This is a genomic window from Phenylobacterium sp. NIBR 498073 (assembly GCF_027286305.1).
In the GTDB taxonomy this organism is placed as follows: domain Bacteria; phylum Pseudomonadota; class Alphaproteobacteria; order Caulobacterales; family Caulobacteraceae; genus Phenylobacterium.
Window position 1 is genome coordinate 21,904 of sequence record NZ_CP114599.1, and the last position, 17,971, is coordinate 39,874.

General features: G+C 68.9%; 22 protein-coding genes, 1 tRNA gene and 1 pseudogene. 13 read left to right on the forward strand and 11 right to left on the reverse strand.

Features of this window, described 5'->3' with window-relative positions:
* Nucleotides 1-73: 73 nt before the first annotated feature.
* Both O4N75_RS00070 and O4N75_RS00075 read left to right on the forward strand, forming a co-directional pair.
* Entirely contained in the window at nt 74-922 is an 849-nt protein-coding gene (locus tag O4N75_RS00070) for a LysR family transcriptional regulator (protein ID WP_269627392.1), read from the forward strand.
* Between the two features lie 32 nt (nt 923-954).
* Nucleotides 955-1,149: a DUF1674 domain-containing protein gene (locus O4N75_RS00075; protein WP_267230909.1), complete on the forward strand. Its 195-nt coding sequence runs from the start codon at nt 955-957 to the stop codon at nt 1,147-1,149.
* A gap of 30 nt (nt 1,150-1,179) precedes the next feature.
* Here O4N75_RS00075 and pyrF read toward each other — a convergent pair whose 3' ends face one another.
* Entirely contained in the window at nt 1,180-1,893 is a 714-nt protein-coding gene (gene pyrF, locus O4N75_RS00080; protein ID WP_269627393.1) for an orotidine-5'-phosphate decarboxylase, read from the reverse strand.
* Nucleotides 1,894-1,971: 78 nt separating this feature from the next.
* Here pyrF and O4N75_RS00085 point away from each other — a divergent pair, with 78 nt between their 5' ends.
* On the forward strand, nt 1,972-2,664 hold the full coding sequence (locus tag O4N75_RS00085) for a MarC family protein (RefSeq protein ID WP_267230911.1): 693 nt from the start codon (nt 1,972-1,974) through the stop codon (nt 2,662-2,664).
* A gap of 279 nt (nt 2,665-2,943) precedes the next feature.
* Here O4N75_RS00085 and O4N75_RS00090 read toward each other — a convergent pair whose 3' ends face one another.
* Entirely contained in the window at nt 2,944-3,747 is an 804-nt protein-coding gene (locus O4N75_RS00090) for an SDR family oxidoreductase (protein WP_269627394.1), read from the reverse strand.
* 192 nt (nt 3,748-3,939) lie between these two features.
* Between O4N75_RS00090 and O4N75_RS00095 the strand changes: the two genes are divergently transcribed.
* Nucleotides 3,940-5,856 (forward strand): potassium transporter Kup, encoded by a 1,917-nt coding sequence (locus O4N75_RS00095; RefSeq protein ID WP_269627395.1) that lies wholly within the window; start codon nt 3,940-3,942, stop codon nt 5,854-5,856.
* Nucleotides 5,856-6,200 carry a hypothetical protein gene (locus O4N75_RS00100; protein ID WP_269627396.1) on the forward strand — a complete coding sequence of 115 codons (345 nt, stop codon included), beginning with the start codon at nt 5,856-5,858 and terminating at the stop codon, nt 6,198-6,200. The genes O4N75_RS00095 and O4N75_RS00100 overlap by 1 nt, the downstream gene beginning before the upstream one ends.
* A gap of 3 nt (nt 6,201-6,203) precedes the next feature.
* Here the strand turns inward: O4N75_RS00100 and O4N75_RS00105 are convergent, their stop codons facing one another.
* Complete coding sequence (locus tag O4N75_RS00105; RefSeq protein WP_269627397.1) at nt 6,204-6,665, reverse strand: Lrp/AsnC family transcriptional regulator; 462 nt, start codon at nt 6,663-6,665, stop codon at nt 6,204-6,206.
* A 110-nt stretch (nt 6,666-6,775) separates the two neighbouring features.
* Between O4N75_RS00105 and O4N75_RS00110 the strand changes: the two genes are divergently transcribed.
* The gene (locus O4N75_RS00110) at nt 6,776-8,005 is read left to right on the forward strand and encodes an argininosuccinate synthase (RefSeq protein ID WP_269627398.1); all 1,230 of its coding nucleotides are present in this window, start codon (nt 6,776-6,778) and stop codon (nt 8,003-8,005) included.
* Nucleotides 8,006-8,062: 57 nt separating this feature from the next.
* Here O4N75_RS00110 and O4N75_RS00115 read toward each other — a convergent pair whose 3' ends face one another.
* On the reverse strand, nt 8,063-8,269 hold the full coding sequence (locus O4N75_RS00115) for a KTSC domain-containing protein (protein WP_267230916.1): 207 nt from the start codon (nt 8,267-8,269) through the stop codon (nt 8,063-8,065).
* 129 nt (nt 8,270-8,398) lie between these two features.
* On the opposite strand from O4N75_RS00115, the gene O4N75_RS00120 reads away from it, so the two are divergent.
* A complete protein-coding gene (locus tag O4N75_RS00120; protein ID WP_269627399.1) occupies nt 8,399-8,803 on the forward strand; it encodes an MAPEG family protein in 405 nt (134 codons plus the stop codon).
* On the opposite strand, the gene O4N75_RS00125 is transcribed toward O4N75_RS00120, so the two are convergent.
* On the reverse strand, nt 8,800-9,570 hold the full coding sequence (locus O4N75_RS00125; RefSeq protein WP_269627400.1) for a sulfite exporter TauE/SafE family protein: 771 nt from the start codon (nt 9,568-9,570) through the stop codon (nt 8,800-8,802). The genes O4N75_RS00120 and O4N75_RS00125 overlap by 4 nt on opposite strands.
* Before the next feature lie 109 nt (nt 9,571-9,679).
* On the opposite strand from O4N75_RS00125, the gene O4N75_RS00130 reads away from it, so the two are divergent.
* Nucleotides 9,680-10,318 (forward strand): LysE family translocator, encoded by a 639-nt coding sequence (locus O4N75_RS00130; protein WP_269627401.1) that lies wholly within the window; start codon nt 9,680-9,682, stop codon nt 10,316-10,318.
* 84 nt (nt 10,319-10,402) lie between these two features.
* Nucleotides 10,403-10,984, forward strand: a complete 582-nt coding sequence (locus O4N75_RS00135) for a hypothetical protein (RefSeq protein ID WP_269627402.1) — start codon at nt 10,403-10,405, stop codon at nt 10,982-10,984.
* A 42-nt stretch (nt 10,985-11,026) separates the two neighbouring features.
* Here the strand turns inward: O4N75_RS00135 and O4N75_RS00140 are convergent.
* The 6 genes and pseudogenes from O4N75_RS00140 to O4N75_RS00165 form a co-directional block, all read right to left on the reverse strand.
* Nucleotides 11,027-13,154 (reverse strand): annotated as a pseudogene (locus O4N75_RS00140) (EAL domain-containing protein); the annotation flags it as partial.
* An 82-nt stretch (nt 13,155-13,236) separates the two neighbouring features.
* Nucleotides 13,237-13,485: a hypothetical protein gene (locus O4N75_RS00145; protein WP_269627403.1), complete on the reverse strand. Its 249-nt coding sequence runs from the start codon at nt 13,483-13,485 to the stop codon at nt 13,237-13,239.
* A complete protein-coding gene (locus O4N75_RS00150; protein WP_269627404.1) occupies nt 13,478-13,789 on the reverse strand; it encodes a hypothetical protein in 312 nt (103 codons plus the stop codon). The genes O4N75_RS00145 and O4N75_RS00150 overlap by 8 nt, the downstream gene beginning before the upstream one ends.
* A 104-nt stretch (nt 13,790-13,893) precedes the next feature.
* Nucleotides 13,894-14,028 carry a hypothetical protein gene (locus O4N75_RS00155; RefSeq protein WP_267230923.1) on the reverse strand — a complete coding sequence of 45 codons (135 nt, stop codon included), beginning with the start codon at nt 14,026-14,028 and terminating at the stop codon, nt 13,894-13,896.
* A 115-nt stretch (nt 14,029-14,143) separates the two neighbouring features.
* Nucleotides 14,144-14,218, reverse strand: a tRNA-Gly gene (locus O4N75_RS00160).
* A 97-nt stretch (nt 14,219-14,315) separates the two neighbouring features.
* A complete protein-coding gene (locus O4N75_RS00165; RefSeq protein ID WP_269627405.1) occupies nt 14,316-15,056 on the reverse strand; it encodes a DUF6065 family protein in 741 nt (246 codons plus the stop codon).
* Between the two features lie 92 nt (nt 15,057-15,148).
* Here O4N75_RS00165 and O4N75_RS00170 point away from each other — a divergent pair, with 92 nt between their 5' ends.
* From O4N75_RS00170 to O4N75_RS00185, 4 genes are all read left to right on the forward strand, one after another.
* The gene (locus O4N75_RS00170; RefSeq protein WP_269627406.1) at nt 15,149-15,661 is read left to right on the forward strand and encodes a YbaK/EbsC family protein; all 513 of its coding nucleotides are present in this window, start codon (nt 15,149-15,151) and stop codon (nt 15,659-15,661) included.
* A gap of 84 nt (nt 15,662-15,745) precedes the next feature.
* Complete coding sequence (locus O4N75_RS00175) at nt 15,746-16,645, forward strand: co-chaperone YbbN (RefSeq protein WP_269627407.1); 900 nt, start codon at nt 15,746-15,748, stop codon at nt 16,643-16,645.
* Between the two features lie 14 nt (nt 16,646-16,659).
* A complete protein-coding gene (locus O4N75_RS00180; RefSeq protein WP_267230927.1) occupies nt 16,660-17,325 on the forward strand; it encodes an LON peptidase substrate-binding domain-containing protein in 666 nt (221 codons plus the stop codon).
* A 9-nt stretch (nt 17,326-17,334) separates the two neighbouring features.
* Nucleotides 17,335-17,538, forward strand: coding sequence for a Trm112 family protein (locus tag O4N75_RS00185; protein ID WP_269627408.1), 204 nt, complete (start codon nt 17,335-17,337; stop codon nt 17,536-17,538).
* Nucleotides 17,539-17,971: the final 433 nt, after the last annotated feature.

Below are 17,971 nucleotides of genomic sequence, written 5' to 3' on the forward strand. Positions count from 1 at the left end.
TCTCCTTTCAGCCTTGCGCGCGCCCATCCATACGTAAAATATAGATATCTGAACTTTGCCATAGGTGATGACTATGGAACTGCGGGAACTGCGCTATTTCCTGGCGGTCTACGAGACCGGCAGCGTCACCGCCGCCGCCCGGCGTTGCTTCATTTCCCAGCCGTCGATCTCGGCCGCCCTGGCGGCGCTGGAGCGCGAGCTGGGCGCCGTCCTCTTCGTCCGCCATCGCAAGGGCGTGGCGGCGACCGCGGCGGCCGACGCCCTCTATCCCCGCGCCCGGCGGGTGGTGGACGACGCCCTGTCGCTCAAGTCGCTGTTCGAGCCGGCCCCGGCCGGCGAGGTGACCCTGGGGCTGATGCGCAGTCTCGACATCCCGCGGGTGCTCGCCCTGCTGCAGCCGCTGACCGCCGCCGCAGACCTGCGGCTGCTGCTGGCCGAGGTCGACGCCCCCTGCGACGCGCGGATCGTCTCGCGGACCATGCTGGGCGAGGACGAGGCGTTCTCGCCCCTGTGGTCCGAGGGCTACGTGCTGGCCCTGCCGCCGCGCCACCCGCTGCGCCTGAAGCCGCAGCTGGCCCTGGCCGATCTCGAGGGCCTGCCGCTGGTCGCCCGCTGCCACTGCGAGAACGCCGACCAGACCGCCGACCTCGGTTTCAAGCCGCAGGTCGTCGCCGTCGCCGCCAGCGAGGAGTGGGCCCTCGCCCTGGTCGAGGCCGGCCTCGGCGTGACGGTGATCCCCGAAGGCGTCGCCCCGGCCGACGGCGCCATCGTCACCCGCCCGCTCGCCGACCTGACGCTGCGCCGCGAGGTGGGCCTGGCCTATCGCCAGGCCGACGCCGGCTCGCCGCGGGTGGCGCGGATCTTAGGCGCCCTGACCCACGGCGCCCCCGCCCGCACCCTGGTCGGGCCGCGCGCGGCCTAGCGTCCCGGCCTCGAAGTCTCTATCTCAGCCCCATGAGCGAACCGCCCAACGCCGCCCCGGGGAAGGTGCTGACCCCCGCCGCCCGCCGCGCCCTGGAAGAGGCCGCCGCCCGCCACGCCGCCGAGCAGGAGCGCCAGGCCCGCGAAGCTGAGCTCGGCGGCCCCGCCGGCCCCGAGCCGACCCGCTTCGGCGACTGGGAACGCAAGGGCATCGCCGTCGACTTCTAAGCGCCGCCGCGAGGCCGCGGCCCGCCGCCCCTAGACGCCCGCCATCTCGCCGGCCACCCGCAGCGCGGCCTCGCGCGGGTCGTTGGCCGCAGTGATCGGGCGGCCGCAGACGATGTGGCTGGCGCCGGCGCGCAGGGCGTCGGCCGGGGTGGCGGCGCGGGCCTGGTCGTTCTTGGCCGACCAGTCGGGCCGCACGCCGGGCGTGACCACCAGAAAGTCCTTGCCGCCCAGCTTGCGGGCGAGCTCGGCCTCATGCGGGCTGGCGATCACCCCGTCGGCCCCGGCGGCGATGGCGTGGTGGATGCGCCGCTCGACCAGTTGCCGGGCGCTCTCCTGGAAGCCCATCTCGACCAGATCAGCGTCGGTCAGGCTGGTCAGCACCGTGACCCCGAGGATCTTCAGGTTCGAGCGGCCGCGGCCCTGGACCGCGGCCTTCAGCACCTGCGGCTCGGCGTGGACGGTCAGGAAGTCGCAGCCGGTGTCGGCCAGCACCGCCGCCGAGCGCTGCACCGTCGTCCCGATGTCGTGCAGCTTCCAATCGAGGAACACCTGCTTGCCCTTCGCCTTCAGCTCCTGGGCCAGCGTCATGCCGCCGCCGGTGGCGAACAGCTCCAACCCGACCTTGTAGAAGCTGACCGTCTCGCCCAGCGCCTCGACCAGAGCGCGGGCCTCGGCCAGCGTCGGCACGTCCAACGGCACGATCAGGCGCGGGTCGGCGCGGACAGGGGCTTCGATGACGGCCATGGCGGCGTCCTTTCAGGCAGGCGCGCGCTTCCGCTGCGGGCGGTCGGCGGGCGTGGCGAATTGGGCTAAGACGTCTGCATGAGCCAGTGGGACTTCGCCGTCAACTTCTTCGTCGCCCTGTTCGCGCTGATCGATCCGATCGGCAACGTCCCGCTGTTCGCGGCGGCGACCAACGGGGTGAAGTCCAAGGATGCGCGGCTGATCTCGGTCTACATCGCTCTGTTCGTGCTCGGCTTCCTGACCTTCTTCTACTTCTCGGGCCTGTCGCTGCTCGAGTTTTTCGGCATCTCGCTCCCGGCCTTCCGCATCGCCGGCGGGGTGATCCTGTTCCTGCTCGGCCTGGAAATGGCGCGCGACGACTTCACCGCCGCCTTCGCCGGCGCCGCCGACGAGGATGCGCCGGTCGGCGAGGGCCGCGCCCACGCCCGCCGCCGCTTCGAGCGGATGATCGTCCCGTTCGCCATGCCGCTGCTGATCGGGCCGGGCGCGATCTCGACCGTGGTCATCTACGCCAGCGAGGCCAAGCAGTTCGGACTGGGCGGCGCGGCGGTCGGGGTGGCGGTGATCGCCGCCCTGTCGCTGGTCACCATGCTGATCTTCTGGGCGACGCCGCTGATCAGCCGGCTGCTCGGGCGGATCGGCCTGACCATCGTCGTGCGGGTGCTGGGCCTGATCCTCTGCGCGCTGGCCGTGCAGTTCATCCTGGCCGGCATCGCCGAGTCCACCGCCGGGGTCATCCTGCGCGAAGCCGCCGCGCCCTACGCGAAGTGATCCAAGGGTGTCATCCCGGTTTGCGAAGCAAGACCGGGACCCATGAACACCTGATCGATCAGGATGGCCCGCAGCCTCGCCTCATTCTGCCTTCACGTCGCGAATGGGTCCCGGTCTTCGGCTGCGCCGAAACCGGGATGACACTTGGCTATCGTCAGCTTCCTGCGGCCTCGCGGCCCCAAACCTGCCGAAAGACCGCCCATCGGCAGGCTTCTGGCGGCTCTATCGTCAGAAACACCCTCAACCGGCAGGTTCGCGCCCTGCCCCTGCCGATAGGCCTCAGAGCTTCCCGCGGAAGCGCGGCCCCTGCGAAGCCATAAGCGCCAGCGCCCACTCGTCGGGCAGCAGCTTCACCCCCGCGGCGATGGCCTTGTTCGGCGCGCCCGGCACGCAGATCGGCCGGTTCGCCTCGGCCGCCTCGTAGCCGGCGGCGGCGACCTCGTCGGCCCCCAGCCACATCCACGGCGGGGCGCTGCGGCTGATCTGCTCGCGGGTGTCGTTGACGTCGTGGAATTCCGAATAGGTGAAGCCCGGGCACAGGGCGGTGACGTGCACGCCCTTGTCCAGGGTCTCCAGGTGCAGGCTCTGCGAGGCCTTGATCAGGTAGCTCTTCACCGCCCCGTAGAGCGTCGCGCCCGGCGAGCCGGGGATCAGCCCGGCCAGCGAGGCGACGTTGACGATCCGCCCGAAGCGGCGCTCGGTCATGCCCGACAGCACGCGATAGGCCAGCTCGGTCGGCGCCGTCAGCATCACCCGCAGGAAGGCGTCATGCGTTTCCCAGGACGACTCGAGGAACGCCCCGGGCACGCCGTAGCCGGCGTTGTTGACCAGCACGTCGACCGACCGGCCGTGGGCGGCCAGGTGCTCGAGGATCATCCGCGGCGCGTCCGGATCGGCCAGGTCGGCGGCGAAGGTCAGGGTCTCGACCCCGTGGCCCAGGCGGATCTCCTCGGACAGCCGCTCCAGGCGGTCGGCGCGGCGGGCGGTCAGGGCCACGTCGTAGCCGTGGCTGGCGTAGATCTTGGCGAACGCCGCCCCGATCCCGGCCGAGCCGCCGGTCACCAACGCCAATCTGCGGTCCATCTGCGCCCCTTGCGTCGCGAACAGCGCCGAAGGTGGCGAAAGCGCGTACAAGGTCAAGCCGCCGCTGGCGGTCACGCCAGCGTGACGCCGGCACGCGGCGATTGTACGCTGGCGAGATTGGGTGTAATCGCGCCCGCCTTTGCGGCATCGGGCCGCGCTTGGGAGCCTCTGTCGTGTTCCCGGAGACCTTGAATGGCTGACTCAGCCGCCGTCGCTCAAGAGGCGACCGAGGAATCTCATTCCCACAAGCGGGACAGCTTCGCCGCCCTGGCGTTGGGTGCGATCGGTGTCGTGTTCGGCGACATCGGCACCAGCCCGCTTTACGCGATGAAGGAAGCCCTGCACCACTCGCGCTCCGGCGGGGCCGCCGAGCTGGCCGTGCTGGGCGTGGTGTCGCTGGTGATCTGGGCGCTCGTGCTCATCGTCACCATCAAGTACGTCGTCTTCCTGATGCGCGCCGACAACAAGGGCGAGGGCGGAACCCTGGCCCTGATGGCGCTGGCCCAGCGCCATCTGCCCAAACGCTCGACCTGGGTGTTCTTCCTGGGGGTGATCGGGGCGGCGCTGTTCTACGGCGACGGCATCATCACGCCGGCGATCTCGGTGCTTTCGGCGGTCGAGGGCCTCAAGGAGGCGCCCGGCGTCGGGGCCGGCATCGAGCCCTATCTGGTGCCGATCGCCGCCGGCGTGCTCGTCGCGCTGTTCATGGTCCAGGCCCGCGGCACCCATCGGGTCGCGGCCTTCTTCGGGCCGATCATGGCCGCCTGGTTCCTGGTGCTCGGCGGGCTCGGCATGTTCCACATCGCCGACGACTGGTCGATCCTGCGCGCCTTCAGCCCGCACTACGGGGTGATGTTCCTGTTCGACAACGGCTGGGTCGGGTTCGTGATCCTCGGCAGCGTCTTCCTGGCGGTGACCGGGGCCGAGGCGCTCTACGCCGACATGGGGCACTTCGGGCTGAAGCCGATCCGCATCTCCTGGCTGTTCTTCGCCCTGCCCTGCCTGGCGCTGAACTATCTCGGGCAGGGCGCCAACGTGCTCGCCCATACCGATGCGCGGTTCAACCCGTTCTGGGAAATGGTCCCCGAGCTGGCCTACTGGCCGGTGCTGGTGCTGGCCACCGCCGCGACCGTCATCGCCAGCCAGGCGGTGATCACCGGCGCGTTCTCGATGACCCAACAGGCGGTGCAGCTCGGCCTGCTGCCGCGCATCGACATCCGCCGCACCTCCGAGACCCAGGCCGGCCAGATCTACGTGCCGCAGGTGAACACCTATCTGATGATCGGCGTGCTGATCCTGCTGTTCACCTTCCAGACGTCGTCGTCGCTGGCCGCCGCCTACGGCATCGCGGTTACCGGGGCGATGTTCGTCGACACCCTTCTGTTCTTCGTGATCATCCGGCACATGTGGAAGCGACCGGTCTGGCAGGCCGCGCTCGGCGCCGGCGCCTTCGGCGCCATCGACCTGGTGTTCATCGGCTCCAACCTGCTGAAGATCCCGGACGGGGCCTGGATGCCGCTGGTGATGGGCGCTTTCCTGGTGCTGATCATGTGGACCTGGACCCGCGGCGCCCAGATCCTCTCGGACAAGACGCGGCGCGATTCCGTGCCGCTGGTCGAGCTGTCCGAGATCCTCAAGGCCCGGGCTCCGCACCGCGCGCCCGGGACAGCGATCTTCCTGACCTCGGACCCCGACATCGCGCCCGTCGCCCTGATGCACAACCTCAAGCACAACAAGGTTCTGCACGAGAAAAACATCATCCTGACCGTGGTCACCACCGAGACCCCGCGGGTGCGCGAGGCCGACCGCATCCGCATCGAGCCGGTCAACGACGACTTCAAGAAGGTCTTCATCTCCTACGGCTTCATGGAAAGCCCCAACCTGCCCAAGGCGCTGGGGCTGTGCCGCAAGCTCGGCCTGAAGTTCGACATCATGGCCACCAGCTTCTTCCTCGGCCGCCGCTCGATCGTGCCCTCAGCTCAATCGGGCATGCCGCTCTGGCAGGACAAGATCTTCATTTTCCTCATGAAGAACGCGGCCAACCCGACCGACTTCTACAAGATTCCGCCCGGCCGCGTGGTCGAGCTCGGGACCCAGGTGAGCGTCTGATGAATGTGCTGAGTATCGCCGCCGACACGCTTTGGATCATCGCCCTGTCGATCATGGCCGGCGCCGCGCGGGTGGCCTGGCGGCGCATGGACGCAAGCGTGATGGTGCCGATGGTCGGGACCTGGCGGCTGCCGCGCAACACGGCGCTGATCGCCCCGGTCGCCCTGGCCTTCGTGGTCGGCGTGGCGCTGCTCTGGGGTCACCGCAACGCGGCCGACCTGTCCGCCAACGTCATCTTTTTCGGCCTGCGCGCCACGCTGGCCGCGATCGTCGCCATGGTGCACCTGCAGTGGCTGAAGGGCGCGCTGTCGACCCTGGACGGCGAAGGCGCGCTGAAGTCTTAAGCCTCAGGTCAGCGGGATCTCGTAGCTGCGCTTGACGGTCTCCATCGGCACGTCGGTCTTCACGCTCTGCACGCTGGGGATCCGCGTCAGGTGGTCGGCCTGGAAGCGCCAGTAGCTGTTCAGGTCGGCGGTGACGATGCGCAGCAGGGCGTCGCACTCGCCGGTCGTCAGGTAGCACTCGACCACCTCGGGGAAGCGCCGCACCGCCTCGGCGAACTGGTGCGTCATCGCCGCGTCCTGGGTCTTGAACCAGACCCGCGCGAACACCGTCAGCCCCACCCCGACCTTGGCTCCGTCGACCACCGCCACATAGCGCTCGATGACGCTGGCCTCCTCCAGCAGCCGAACCCGGCGCAGACAGGGCGACGGAGAGAGTCCCACCTCCTTGGCGAGTTCGATATTCTGCATCCGGCCGTCGCGCTGCAGGGCGCGCAGGATGCGGCGGTCGATGGCGTCGAGTTTCATGGCGCCAGGCGCCCTTCTGAGAGACTGTTGTAAAATCTGGCGCCAATATCGCGACGATTGTTGGCGTATTTGCAATCCAATTGTTTTGATCTTGGCCTAGGGTGCCGTCCATGAGCACGAAGTCCTCCATTAAGAAAGTCGTCCTCGCCTACTCGGGCGGGCTCGACACCTCGATCATCCTGAAGTGGCTGCAGACCGAGTACGGGGCGGAGGTCGTGACCTTCACCGCCGACCTCGGCCAGGGCGAGGAGATCGAACCCGCCCGCGCCAAGGCGATCGCCGCCGGCGTGAAGCCCGAGAACGTCTTCATCGAGGACCTGCGCGAGGAATTCGTGCGCGACTTCGTGTTCCCGATGTTCCGCGCCAACACCGTCTATGAGGGCCAGTACCTGCTCGGCACCTCGATCGCCCGGCCGCTGATCGCCAAGCGCCAGATCGAGATCGCCCGCCAGACCGGCGCCGACGCGGTCAGTCACGGCGCCACCGGCAAGGGCAACGACCAGGTCCGCTTCGAGCTCGGCTACTACGCGCTGGAGCCCGACATCCACGTGATCGCCCCCTGGCGCGAATGGGACTTCAAGTCCCGCGAGGCGCTGCTGGACTTCGCCGAGAAGCACCAGATCCAGATCACCAAGGACAAGCGCGGCGAGGCCCCGTTCAGCGTCGACGCCAACCTGCTGCACTCCTCGTCCGAGGGTAAGGTGCTCGAAGACCCGGCGGTCGAGGCCCCCGAGTTCGTGCACATGCGCACCATCTCGCCTGAGGACGCGCCGAACGAGCCGACCGTCTTCACGATGGACTTCGAGAACGGCGACCCCGTCGCCATCGACGGCGTGAAGATGAGCCCGGCCACCCTGCTGACCAAGCTGAACCAGCTGGGTCACGACAACGGCGTCGGCCGCCTCGACCTGGTCGAAAACCGCTTCGTCGGCATGAAGTCGCGCGGCGTCTACGAGACCCCGGGCGGGACCATCCTGCTGGCCGCCCACCGCGGCATCGAAAGCATCACCCTCGACCGCGGCTCGATGCACCTGAAGGACGAGCTGATGCCGAAGTACGCATCGCTCATCTACAACGGCTTCTGGTTCGCGCCCGAGCGCGAGATGCTGCAGACGGCGATCGACTACAGCCAGAAGAACGTCACCGGCCAGGTCCGCGTGAAGCTCTACAAGGGCAACGTCACGGTCATCGGCCGCACCAGCCCGTACTCGCTGTACGACCAGGACCTGGTCACCTTCGAGGAAGGCAAGGTGGCGTACGACCATCGCGACGCCGCCGGCTTCATCAAGCTCAACGCCCTGCGCCTGCGCGTGGCCGCCAAGCGCGATCGTCGGGGCTAACCCTACTTTCCTCCCCTGCGAAGCCGGGGAGGAACAGCGGCTCAACAGGTAGGGCCCTCAGGCCTCGACCTTGTTGTAGGGGTACTGGTCGCGGATCTCATAGGCGAAGAACCGGCCTTTGGAGTCCGCGTCCAGGAAACTTCGGTGCACCTCTCCGGGGACGCCGACATAGACGTAGCGGTCGCCGTCGTGGAACGTCACGAACAGTTTGGCGCGATGCTCGTCATAGGAAATCTCGCGGATCGCTTCGGAGTCGACCAGCATGGCGGGGCCTCCAATTTTCCGTGGATACCCGTAAACGCGCGGAACGCCTGAAAGTGTTCCCCGCCCAGCTGAGCCGTGCGAAGCTCCGCCCCCTAACGGCCGCATTCACCGGCCGATTCAGGGGGAAACATGCAACCGCACAGCTATGTGGCGCTGGTCACCGTCGCCGCGCTTCTGACCTATTTCTGGATGGGCCTGCGGGTCGGCCAGGCCCGCGCCAAGTGCGGCGTCGCCGCGCCGGCCATGACCGGCGACCCGATCCTCGAGCGGCACATCCGCGTTCACTACAACACCCTGGAGTGGCTGCCGATCTTCCTGGCCGCCATGTGGCTGTTCGCGATCTACTGGAACGACCTGATCGCCGCCGGACTGGGCGTGGTCTGGATCGTCGGGCGGATCCTCTATGCGCTGGGCTATGTCGCCGACCCGAAGAAGCGCGAGGCCGGCTTTCTCATTCAGCTGGCCGCCACCGCCATCCTGCTGTTCGGCGCCGCCGGGCGGATCATCTGGACCCTGGCGACCGTCGGAGCCTAGCCGAACAGCACCACCGCCTGCCAGATCGCCAGGCCGGTGACCACATATCCCACGACCCAGGTCAGCGCCCAGATCGGCATGACCTTGGTCATCCAGCCGGCGATCGGGGCGGCCACGACGCCGCCCCCGATCAGGCCCAGCACCGACCAGAGGTGGTCGCGCAGGCCCTCGGTCTCCCAGTGCCCCGTCACCAGGGCGGCGAGGAACGCAGCCGACACCGCGGCGGCCACGAAGGCCTCTGCGGCGTTGGTGGTGCCGATCGCCTTGCGCGGGTCGGCGCCCGTACCCAGCAGGGTCGAGGTGACCACCGGGCCCCAGCCCCCGCCGCCGACGGCGTCGAAGAATCCGCCCACCAGCCCCAGCGGCGCCGGCGACTTCCAGGAGAACGGCTTGGGCCGCGCGCCCTTCCAGGCGCGGTAGAGGATCACCAGCCCCATCAGGCCGAGCCAGGCGACCACGAACGGCTTGATCTGCTCGCCGTCGACCGAGGTCAGCAGATAGGTGCCGGCCACCCCGCCCACGACCCCGCCCAGCGACAGCAGCGCCAGCAGCCGCCAGTCGACGTTGCGGTGGGCGATGTGCGAGGCGGCCGACGCCGCGCCGGTGAACACCTTGGCCGCGTGGACGCTGGCCGAGGCGCTGGCCGGGGGCACGCCGTTGGCCAGCAGCACGGTCGTCGAGACCACGCCGTAGGCCATGCCCAGCGCGCCGTCGACCAACTGGGCGGCGAAGCCGACCGCGGCGTAAAGCCAGAATTCAGGACCCATCGCCCCTCCGTTTCAGGCGCCGCAACTCGCAGAGCTTTCCGACAGGCGCAATGGGGATTACCTCGGGGCGGACTCAGCATTTCTGCGTTTCACCACGGCCGATAGACCCATGCAGCTGCCCGTCGATCCTGCCCGCTACGGCGCCTTCCTGGGCGTGATGGCCGTCATGGCCGTGACCCCCGGCCCGGCCAACCTGTTCGCCATCGCCACCGGGGCCCAGAAGGGCAAGGCCGCCGCCCTGGTCGGGGTGGCCGGCATGAACACCGCCACCCTGGTCTGGTTCTGCGCCGCGGCCCTCGGGCTCGGCGCGCTGATCCTGGGCTTCCCGCAGGTCTTCCACCTGCTGGCCTTCGCCGGGGCGGCCTATATCGCCTGGCTGGGCGTCAAGTCGCTGCTGGGCGCCCTCCGTCACGACGCCGAACCGGGCCACCAGGCGTTCAGGCAGGGCAAGTCGGCCTATCTCGACGGCTTCACGGTGCAGATCGCCAATCCCAAGGCGGTGCTGTTCTTCACCGCCGTGCTGCCGCCGTTCCTGGACCCTGCGCGGCCGCTGCCGGCCCAGCTGGCGGCGTTCGCCTGCGCGACCCTGACCCTCGATATCCTGGCGATGAGCGCCTACGGCCTCGGCGGCGCGGCCCTGGCCGCCAGGATGACCGAGCCGCGCTTCGCCCGCGGCTTCGCGGTGGTCGTCGGTCTGCTGCTGCTCACCGCGGCGGTATTGATGGCGCGCAAAGCTGGCGGAGCTTAACAAGCGCAACCATAATTAGGCCCAGGTGTTTTTCCCTAGTGCGCCACATTCCGCGAGAGACGTGGAAATTCGGGTCCGAAAGTCATGTCACGTAAATCCGCCGCCATCGTCGCCAGCCTGGCCCTCACGGCCCTACTCGGCGCCTGCACGACCGCCACGCCCTACCAACCGAACGTCACCGGCCAGAAGGTCCAGGGCGGCTATTCAGAGCAGCAGGTCGAGACCGACCGCTTCCGGGTCACGTTCTCCGGCAACAGCCTGACCTCGCGCGAGACGGTCGAGGGCTATCTGCTCTATCGGGCCGCCGAGCTGACCGTGCAGCAGGGCTACGACTGGTTCGAGATCGTCGACCGCAACACCGACGCCGACCGCCGCACCTATATCGACCGCGATCCGTTCTACAGCCCCTGGTACGGGCCGAGCTACGGCTACTGGCGTCCGGCCTGGCGCTACTACGGCGGCCCGTACGGCTGGCGGACCTGGGACCCCTACTGGGGCGACCCCTTCTGGTCGAGCAGCGTCGACGTCCGCACCGTGACCAAGTTCGAGGCCAGCGCCGAGATCGTCATGCGCCGCGGCGCCAAGCCGGCCGACAACCCCGGGGCCTTCGACGCCCGCGCGGTGATGAGCAATCTCGGCCCGCGGGTGCTGCGCCCCGTGCCGTAGGCTTCAGCCGACCTTCTGGGCCGGCGCCTCGGACCAGTCGTCCAGCGCCGTCAGCGGCGCCGGACGACCGATCGCATAGCCCTGGACCTCGGCGCAGGCCTCGCCGCGCAGGAACTCCAGTTGCTCGAGCGTCTCGACGCCCTCGGCGGTGACCGGGATGTCCAGGCTGCGGCCCAGGCCCAGCACCGCCTTGACGATGGCCGTCGCCCGGTCGTGGCGGTGAATGTTCTCGACGAAGCTCTTGTCGATCTTGATCTTGTCGAACGGGAACGACTGCAGGGTCGAGAGCGACGAGAAACCAGTGCCGAAGTCGTCCATGGCGATGCGCACGCCCAGCGCCTTCAGCCGGCGCAGGTTGTCGAGCGCCCGCTGATAGTCCTTGAACAGCGCCGTCTCGGTGATCTCCAGCTCCAGCCGGCGCGGAGCCAGGCCGGTCTCCATCAGCACCTCGTGCACCACCGCCGGCAGGTTCGCCTGGTGCAGCTGCACGGGCGACAGGTTGACAGCGATGCGCAGCGGCTTGTCCCAGGCCGCCGCGTCGGCGCAGGCGCGGCGCAGCACCCATTCGCCGAGCGGCAGGATCAGCCCGCTCTCCTCGGCCACCGGAATGAAGTCGATCGGCGCGATCATGCCGCGCTGCGGGTGACGCCAGCGGACCAGCGCCTCGTAGCCGCAGACCTCGCCGTCCTCGGCGCGGGCCAGCGGCTGGTAGTGCAGCACCAGCTCATCGGCGGTGATCGCCTGGCGCAGCTCGCGCGCCAGCGTCCGGCGCTCGCGGATCGTCTCGTCCATCTCGCGCTTGAAGAACCGATAGCTCCCGCGGCCGTCCTCCTTGGCGCGGTAGAGCGCCATATCGGCGTTGACCAGCAGCGCTTCGCCGCTCTCCCCGTCGTCAGGATAGAGGCTGACGCCGAGGCTGGCCCCGACCTGCAACTGCTGATCGGCATAGGGGACGGACGCGCTCAGCACCTCGAGCAGTTCGGCGCAGAGCTCGGCCGCGGCGGCCGGCTGGTCGTCCGCCCCGATCTGCACCACGACGGTTGGCCAGGCCCGTGAGGCCGTCGTGTTCGGCCAGGTAGCGGATCTTCTCCTCGGCCGAGCGGCGCTCGCGCAGGTCGCGCACCGCCAGCACCATGACGTCGCCCGCCTCGCCGGCTTCGCGGCGCCGTTCGAGCATCCGACCGAAGGTCTCGACGGGAATGTCCTCGCCGCCGCCGTGCGGGCGCAGCACGCCCTCGCAGCGCGCGTTGTGAGCGACGCAGGAGGCGTCGTCGAACATCAGCAGCTCGCCGGTCAGCTGGCGGCCGGCCAGGTCGGCCAGCGGCGCGCCGGCCAGCGCGCAGAACGCGGCGTTGGCGTCCTGGATGCGGTCGCCTTGCACGACGACGATGCCCTCATAGGCGGCGTCGGCCAGGCGGCGGATGCGGGTCAGGGCCTGGGCGTTCGCCCCGCCCTCGATCAGCACGGCGCCCAGCCCGCCCAGGATGATCAGGCCGACGATCAGCGCCACGGCCAGGGTCATCATCACCGACGACAGCATCTGGGCCGGAACATGGATCGACGGATCCGGCGTGACGGTGATCGCGCCCATGCCGGCGAAGTGCAGGCTGCAGATCGCGAGCGTCAGCAGCAGGCCGGCCAGCAGCTGCTGCGACAGCCGCGCGGCGTCACGGGCCGCGAACATCGCCGCCAGCGCCCCGCCGAGCCCGGCCACGACCGACCCGGCCACGATCGCCAGGTCCCAGGCCAGCACGCCCTCGGTCACATAGGCGCCCATGCCGGTGTAGTGCATCGCCCCGACGCCGAGGCCGGCGAGCACGCCGCCGGCGATCTTGCCGGCCCGCCCCGGCGCGAAGGCCGGCGCCGCGAACGCCGCGGCCATGAACACCCCGGCGATCAGCAGCGAGGCCAGCGTGCCCAGCGGCAGGAAGCCCGAGCGCAGCCCGGATTCGTAGGACAGCATGGCGATGAAGTGCGTCGCCCAGACCGAGCAGCCGGCGACCAGGCCGGTCAGCAGCACCCAGGCTGCACGCACACCGTGTTCCGATGCGGTTCGCATCCTTGAGTATAGACGAAAGGCCGTGAAACAACCGCCGAAGCACACGAGTCCAGCGACAACAACCAGGCGCAGATCATGTTCTGTCGCCAGGCAATTTAACACTTTGAACACTAAAAAACGCGCCCCGACGGCTGAACCGAAGGCGGCTTCTAGGCAGGCAGGGTAAATAAACGGCTCATCCAGCCAAATAAAGTCAGACCGCGGCGCGCCAACCCAGCCCGACGGTGGTGACCGCCGGCATGGCCCGCAACCGCTCGACGAGCAACCCGGCGGCCTCGGCGCCGATGCCGCCCGCCTCCAGCCGGATCGAGGTCGCCCCAGCGCCCTGCTCGGCGGCCAGGCTGAGAATCTGCGCGCCCTGGACCGCGAACGGGGCCAGCACCCGCAGGACGATGTCCGCCTCCGGGCGCGCTTCGATCAGAAAGGTCCGCCGCTCAGCCATGTTTGAGCGCCTGGTCGGTGTAGACCTTGGCCAGCAGCAGCCGCCCGTCCCCGTCGAAGGCGCGCAGGCGCAGCGCCTCGGGCGCGGCCTCGGTCGCCCAGATCAGCTCGCAGGCCGGCGCGGCGCTCGGCCAGGCCAGGTCCAGCGCCTGCTCGACGGCGAGCAGCGCTTCGAGGCCGCCGGTCAGCGTCGCCTCCAGGCGGGCGGTCTGCTCCAGCAGGGCTTCGTGGGCCAGCGCAGCGGCGAACCGGCGGGCCGCCAGCCCCGCGCTGGCGGGATCCGCTGAGAGGGGGGAGTGGTCCATTGCAGTCAGTCCTTTCGAGAATGAAGGACCGACGGAGCGCGCAACAAAAAACCCCGCTGCCTGTTCGGGAGCGGGGTTCCTGATCTTGCGATCCGTCGGCTTGTCTAAAGCGCGCGCGTTCGCCCCGTTCCGATGGTGGGGGTAATAATAATCATCATGGTGGTTTTCGACGCGCAGGCGGCCGCGCGCGCAGCGGTGCGCGCGTTCGTCAGGCCGGCAAGGTCGAGAGCCAGGGTCATCGCACGACCTATAGACTAGGGCCCGCCGGCCGCGCAACTCGGGTCGCTGCGGAAGACCCTGCCGAAACGCAAAAGGGCCGCCCGAAGGCGACCCCTGCTTGGTCCGATTTCCGATTGGAGCGGGCGAAGAGATTCGAACTCTCGACCCCAACCTTGGCAAGGTTGTGCTCTACCACTGAGCTACGCCCGCACTCCGAAGCGACTTGGTGTTCCGTGCCGCCCGAAAATCGAGAGCGGGCTTATGGCAGAGCGCCCGCACGTTGGCAACACCATCAGCCGTTTTTTTCTCAACCGAATTTCGGACCCTTCAAACGGCGCTTGTTGACGTGGTCCTTGGGGGCCTCGCCGGTCTCCTCGGGGAACTCGCCGCGGAAGTAGTAGCGCTGCCAGGCTTCCTTGGTCGCGTCGGGGTCGGCGCGGAAAATCCGCTTGTTGAACTCGCTGCGATGCTTCTCCCAGGTGTCGTACTGCTCGCGTAGCTCGGGATTGCGGTCCATGCCCCGGATCACCGGCTGGAACTCGGCGAGTTCGCGGTCCTTGGTCAGGGTGATGAAGCAGAACGGCTCGCCCTTTTCGAACCGCACCTGGCCGGGGCGGGTGAACATCCAGTTCATCGTGAACGGGAACGGCAGCCATTCGGTCTCCACAAGGCCGGCCAGCGGCTGGATCCCGTCCTTGATGTGGTTGGGCGGCCCCTGGGCGATCATCGACCAGCCGGGCGGGGTCTTGAACAGGTAGCCGGGGTGGAAGGTCATCACCCCGTGGCTGAAGTGGCTCTTCACGAAGTTGTGGAAATCCGGGTGCGGCCGGTCCGGGAAGAGCTTGATGTCATGCTGCATCACCCCGCCGTTCCACTCGGCGGTGAACGCCATCGGGCAGAGGATCTCCCAGCCGGTGGTGTTGGCCATGGTCAGCGGCAGGCAGCGATAGGGGTGGCGCTCGGCGAAGCGGTCCATCCAGGCGCGCTGCGGCCGGCCCGGCACGATTTCCGGCGGCCGCTCGGCGGTGGGATAGCACTCGAGCTCCATGGGCTCCTCCAGCTGATGTCCTGGCGACTGCTCTAGACCCGCCGGCGGCGCGCCGCTAGCGGCCAGCATCGGGCTTGCGCTAAGCAGGCGCCATGAAGACCCGGTCTGACCTCATCGCCTTCTTCGACGCCCACGGCGTCGAGCACCACACCACCGACCACGAAGCCGTCTTCCGGGTCGGCGAGGGCGAGGGGATCAAGGACGACATCCCCGGCGCCCACACCAAGAACCTGTTCCTCAAGGACGCCAAGGGCCGCCTGTGGCTGATCTCGGCCCAGGACGACACCCAGATCGACCTCAAGAGGCTGCACACGGTGATCGGCTCGGCGCGGCTGTCGTTCGGCTCGGCCGAGCTGATGGAGGAGGTGCTCGGCGTCACCCCCGGATCGGTCACCGCCTTCGCCCTGATCAACGACGTCGACCATCGGGCGACCTTCGTGCTCGACCATCACCTGGCGCAGGCCGAGCGGGTGAATTTCCACCCGCTGACCAACACCGCCACCACAGGCGTGTCCCAGGCCGGGTTCGCCCGCTTCCTGCAGGCGCTGGGGATCGCGCCCATGGTGGTAGACTTCGCGGCCATGGCCGTGGTCGAGGACGCCTAAAGCCCCGTTGAAGCGAAGGCTCTAAGGGACCATTTTAGCGCCCGGACGCGTTACGTCCCGACAACCCCCGTTTGGAAGACCCCCATGAGCCTGATCGGCGAGACCCAGCCCCAAGCCGCCGCCGGCGACCTGATCAAGGACGGCACCGACGCCAGCTTCGTGGCCGACGTCATCGAGGCGTCGAAGGAGACCCCGGTCATCGTCGACTTCTGGGCGACCTGGTGCGGCCCGTGCCGCCAGCTCGGCCCGTCGATCGAGAAGAACGTCCTGGCCGCCAAGGGCAAGGTCAAGCTGGTCAAGATCGACATCGACGCCAACCCGCAGTTCGCCGGCCAACTGCGCGTACAGTCGATTCCGGCGGTGTTCGCTTTCGTCGGCGGCCGCCCGGTCGACGGCTTCATGGGCGCTCTGCCCGACAGCCAGGTGAAGCAGTTCGTCGACCGCATCGCCGGTCAGGCCCCGGCCAACGCCGTCGACGAGCTGCTGGCCATGGCCAAGGAAAGCCTGGAGGTCGGCGACGTCGGCGGCGCGGCCCAGGCCTACGCCCAGGTGCTGCAGGCCGAGCCCGACAATGTGAAGGCCATCGGCGGCATGGCCCGCTGCTACCTGACCGGCGGCGACGCCGAGCGCGCGGCCGAGATCGCCGCCATGGCCCCGGACGACGCCAAGGACGCCGATCTCGACAGCGTGCGCGCCGCCCTGGCGCTCGCCGAAGAGGGCCCGAGCGAAACCGGCGAGTTCGAACAACGCCTGGCCAAGGACGCCAACGACCACGAGGCCCGCTACGAGATCGCCAAGGCCCTGGCCGCCCGCGGGGCCTGGGCCGAGGCCTCCGACCATCTGCTGACCATCATCGCCGCCGACCGCGCCTGGAACGACGACGCCGCCCGCAAGCAGCTGCTGACCATCTTCGAGGCCGCCGGTTCCGGCTCCGACATCACCCGCGCCGGCCGCCGCCGGCTTTCATCCATCCTGTTCTCATGAGGAAGGGCCGCCTCATGCCGGCCGCCGCATTTCGCAGAGCTTCAGATCTCCCCCAGGTGATCCCGGTGTTCCCGCTGGACGGGGCTCTGCTGCTGCCCGGCGGCGACCTGCCGTTGCAGATCTTCGAGCCGCGCTACCTGAACATGATCGACGACGTCATGGCGGGCGACCGGATGATCGGCATGGTCCAGACCCGCTCAGGCGGCGACCGGACGCGGCCGAACCTGGCCAGCGTCGGCTGCTGCGGACGGATCACGAGCTTTTCGGAGACTTCCGACGGCCGCTACCTGATCACCCTGACCGGCGTCTGCCGCTTCCTGGTGCGCGAGGAGCTGTCGGTGGCCACCCCCTATCGCCAGGTGCGGGCCGAGTTCGAGTCCTACGCTGAGGACCTCAGCGTCGAAGCCGCCGATATTCCTGCCTTCGACCGCCGCCGCTTCGCCGGCGCGCTCAAGCGCTACCTGAACCGCCGCGAACTCGACATCGACTGGGAGACCGCCGAGACCGCGCCGCTGGAAAGCCTGGTGACCTCGCTGGCGATGGGCCTGCCGTTCGAGCCGGCCGAGAAACAGGCGCTGCTCGAAGCCCCGACCGTCGCCGACCGCTGCGAAGCCCTGACCGCCCTGCTCGAGATCGACAGTCTCGAAGCGGACGATGACGGCCCGCAGTCGATCCAGTAGAAGCGCGCCATGTCCGACGCCCTCGCCCCGCTCGCCCTGACCGCCGACGTCGATCCGCGGCTGCTGGAAATCCTTGTCTGCCCGGTCACGCACGGGCCGCTGGTCTATGATCGCGAGGCCGGCGAGCTGATCAGCCAGGGCGCCAAGCTCGCCTATCCGATCCGCGACGGCGTGCCGATCATGCTGCCGGAAGAAGCCCGCACCATCGACTGATCCTTCGATGCTCCCCCTCTGGGGGAGCTGTCAGCGCAGCTGACTGAGGGGGACTTTGAGCCTTCCGCCCGAAGAGCGGTCCCCCTCCGTCGCGCTGCGCGCGCCACCTCCCCCATGAGGGGAGGATCTGATGTCCCGCGGCGGCGATGCCTGTTCCTCTCCCCGCTTGAGGGGAGAGGTTAGGTGAGGGGTCTGGCGACGCGGAGCGACGCTCCGCTGAGTCAGCAGTCCCCCTCACCCCGACCCTCTCCCCCAAGGGGGCGAGGGAGCGGTTCCAAACGCTGCACCTCCAGATGCTCCCGCGCTGGGAGAGCTGCCGGACGTTGAGTCTTAGGTGTCATCCCGGAAAGCGCGCAGCGCTTGTCCGGGACCCATGAACACCGGATCGTTCAAGCTGGTTCTGAGCGTCGCCCCACCCCGCAAGCACGGCGCG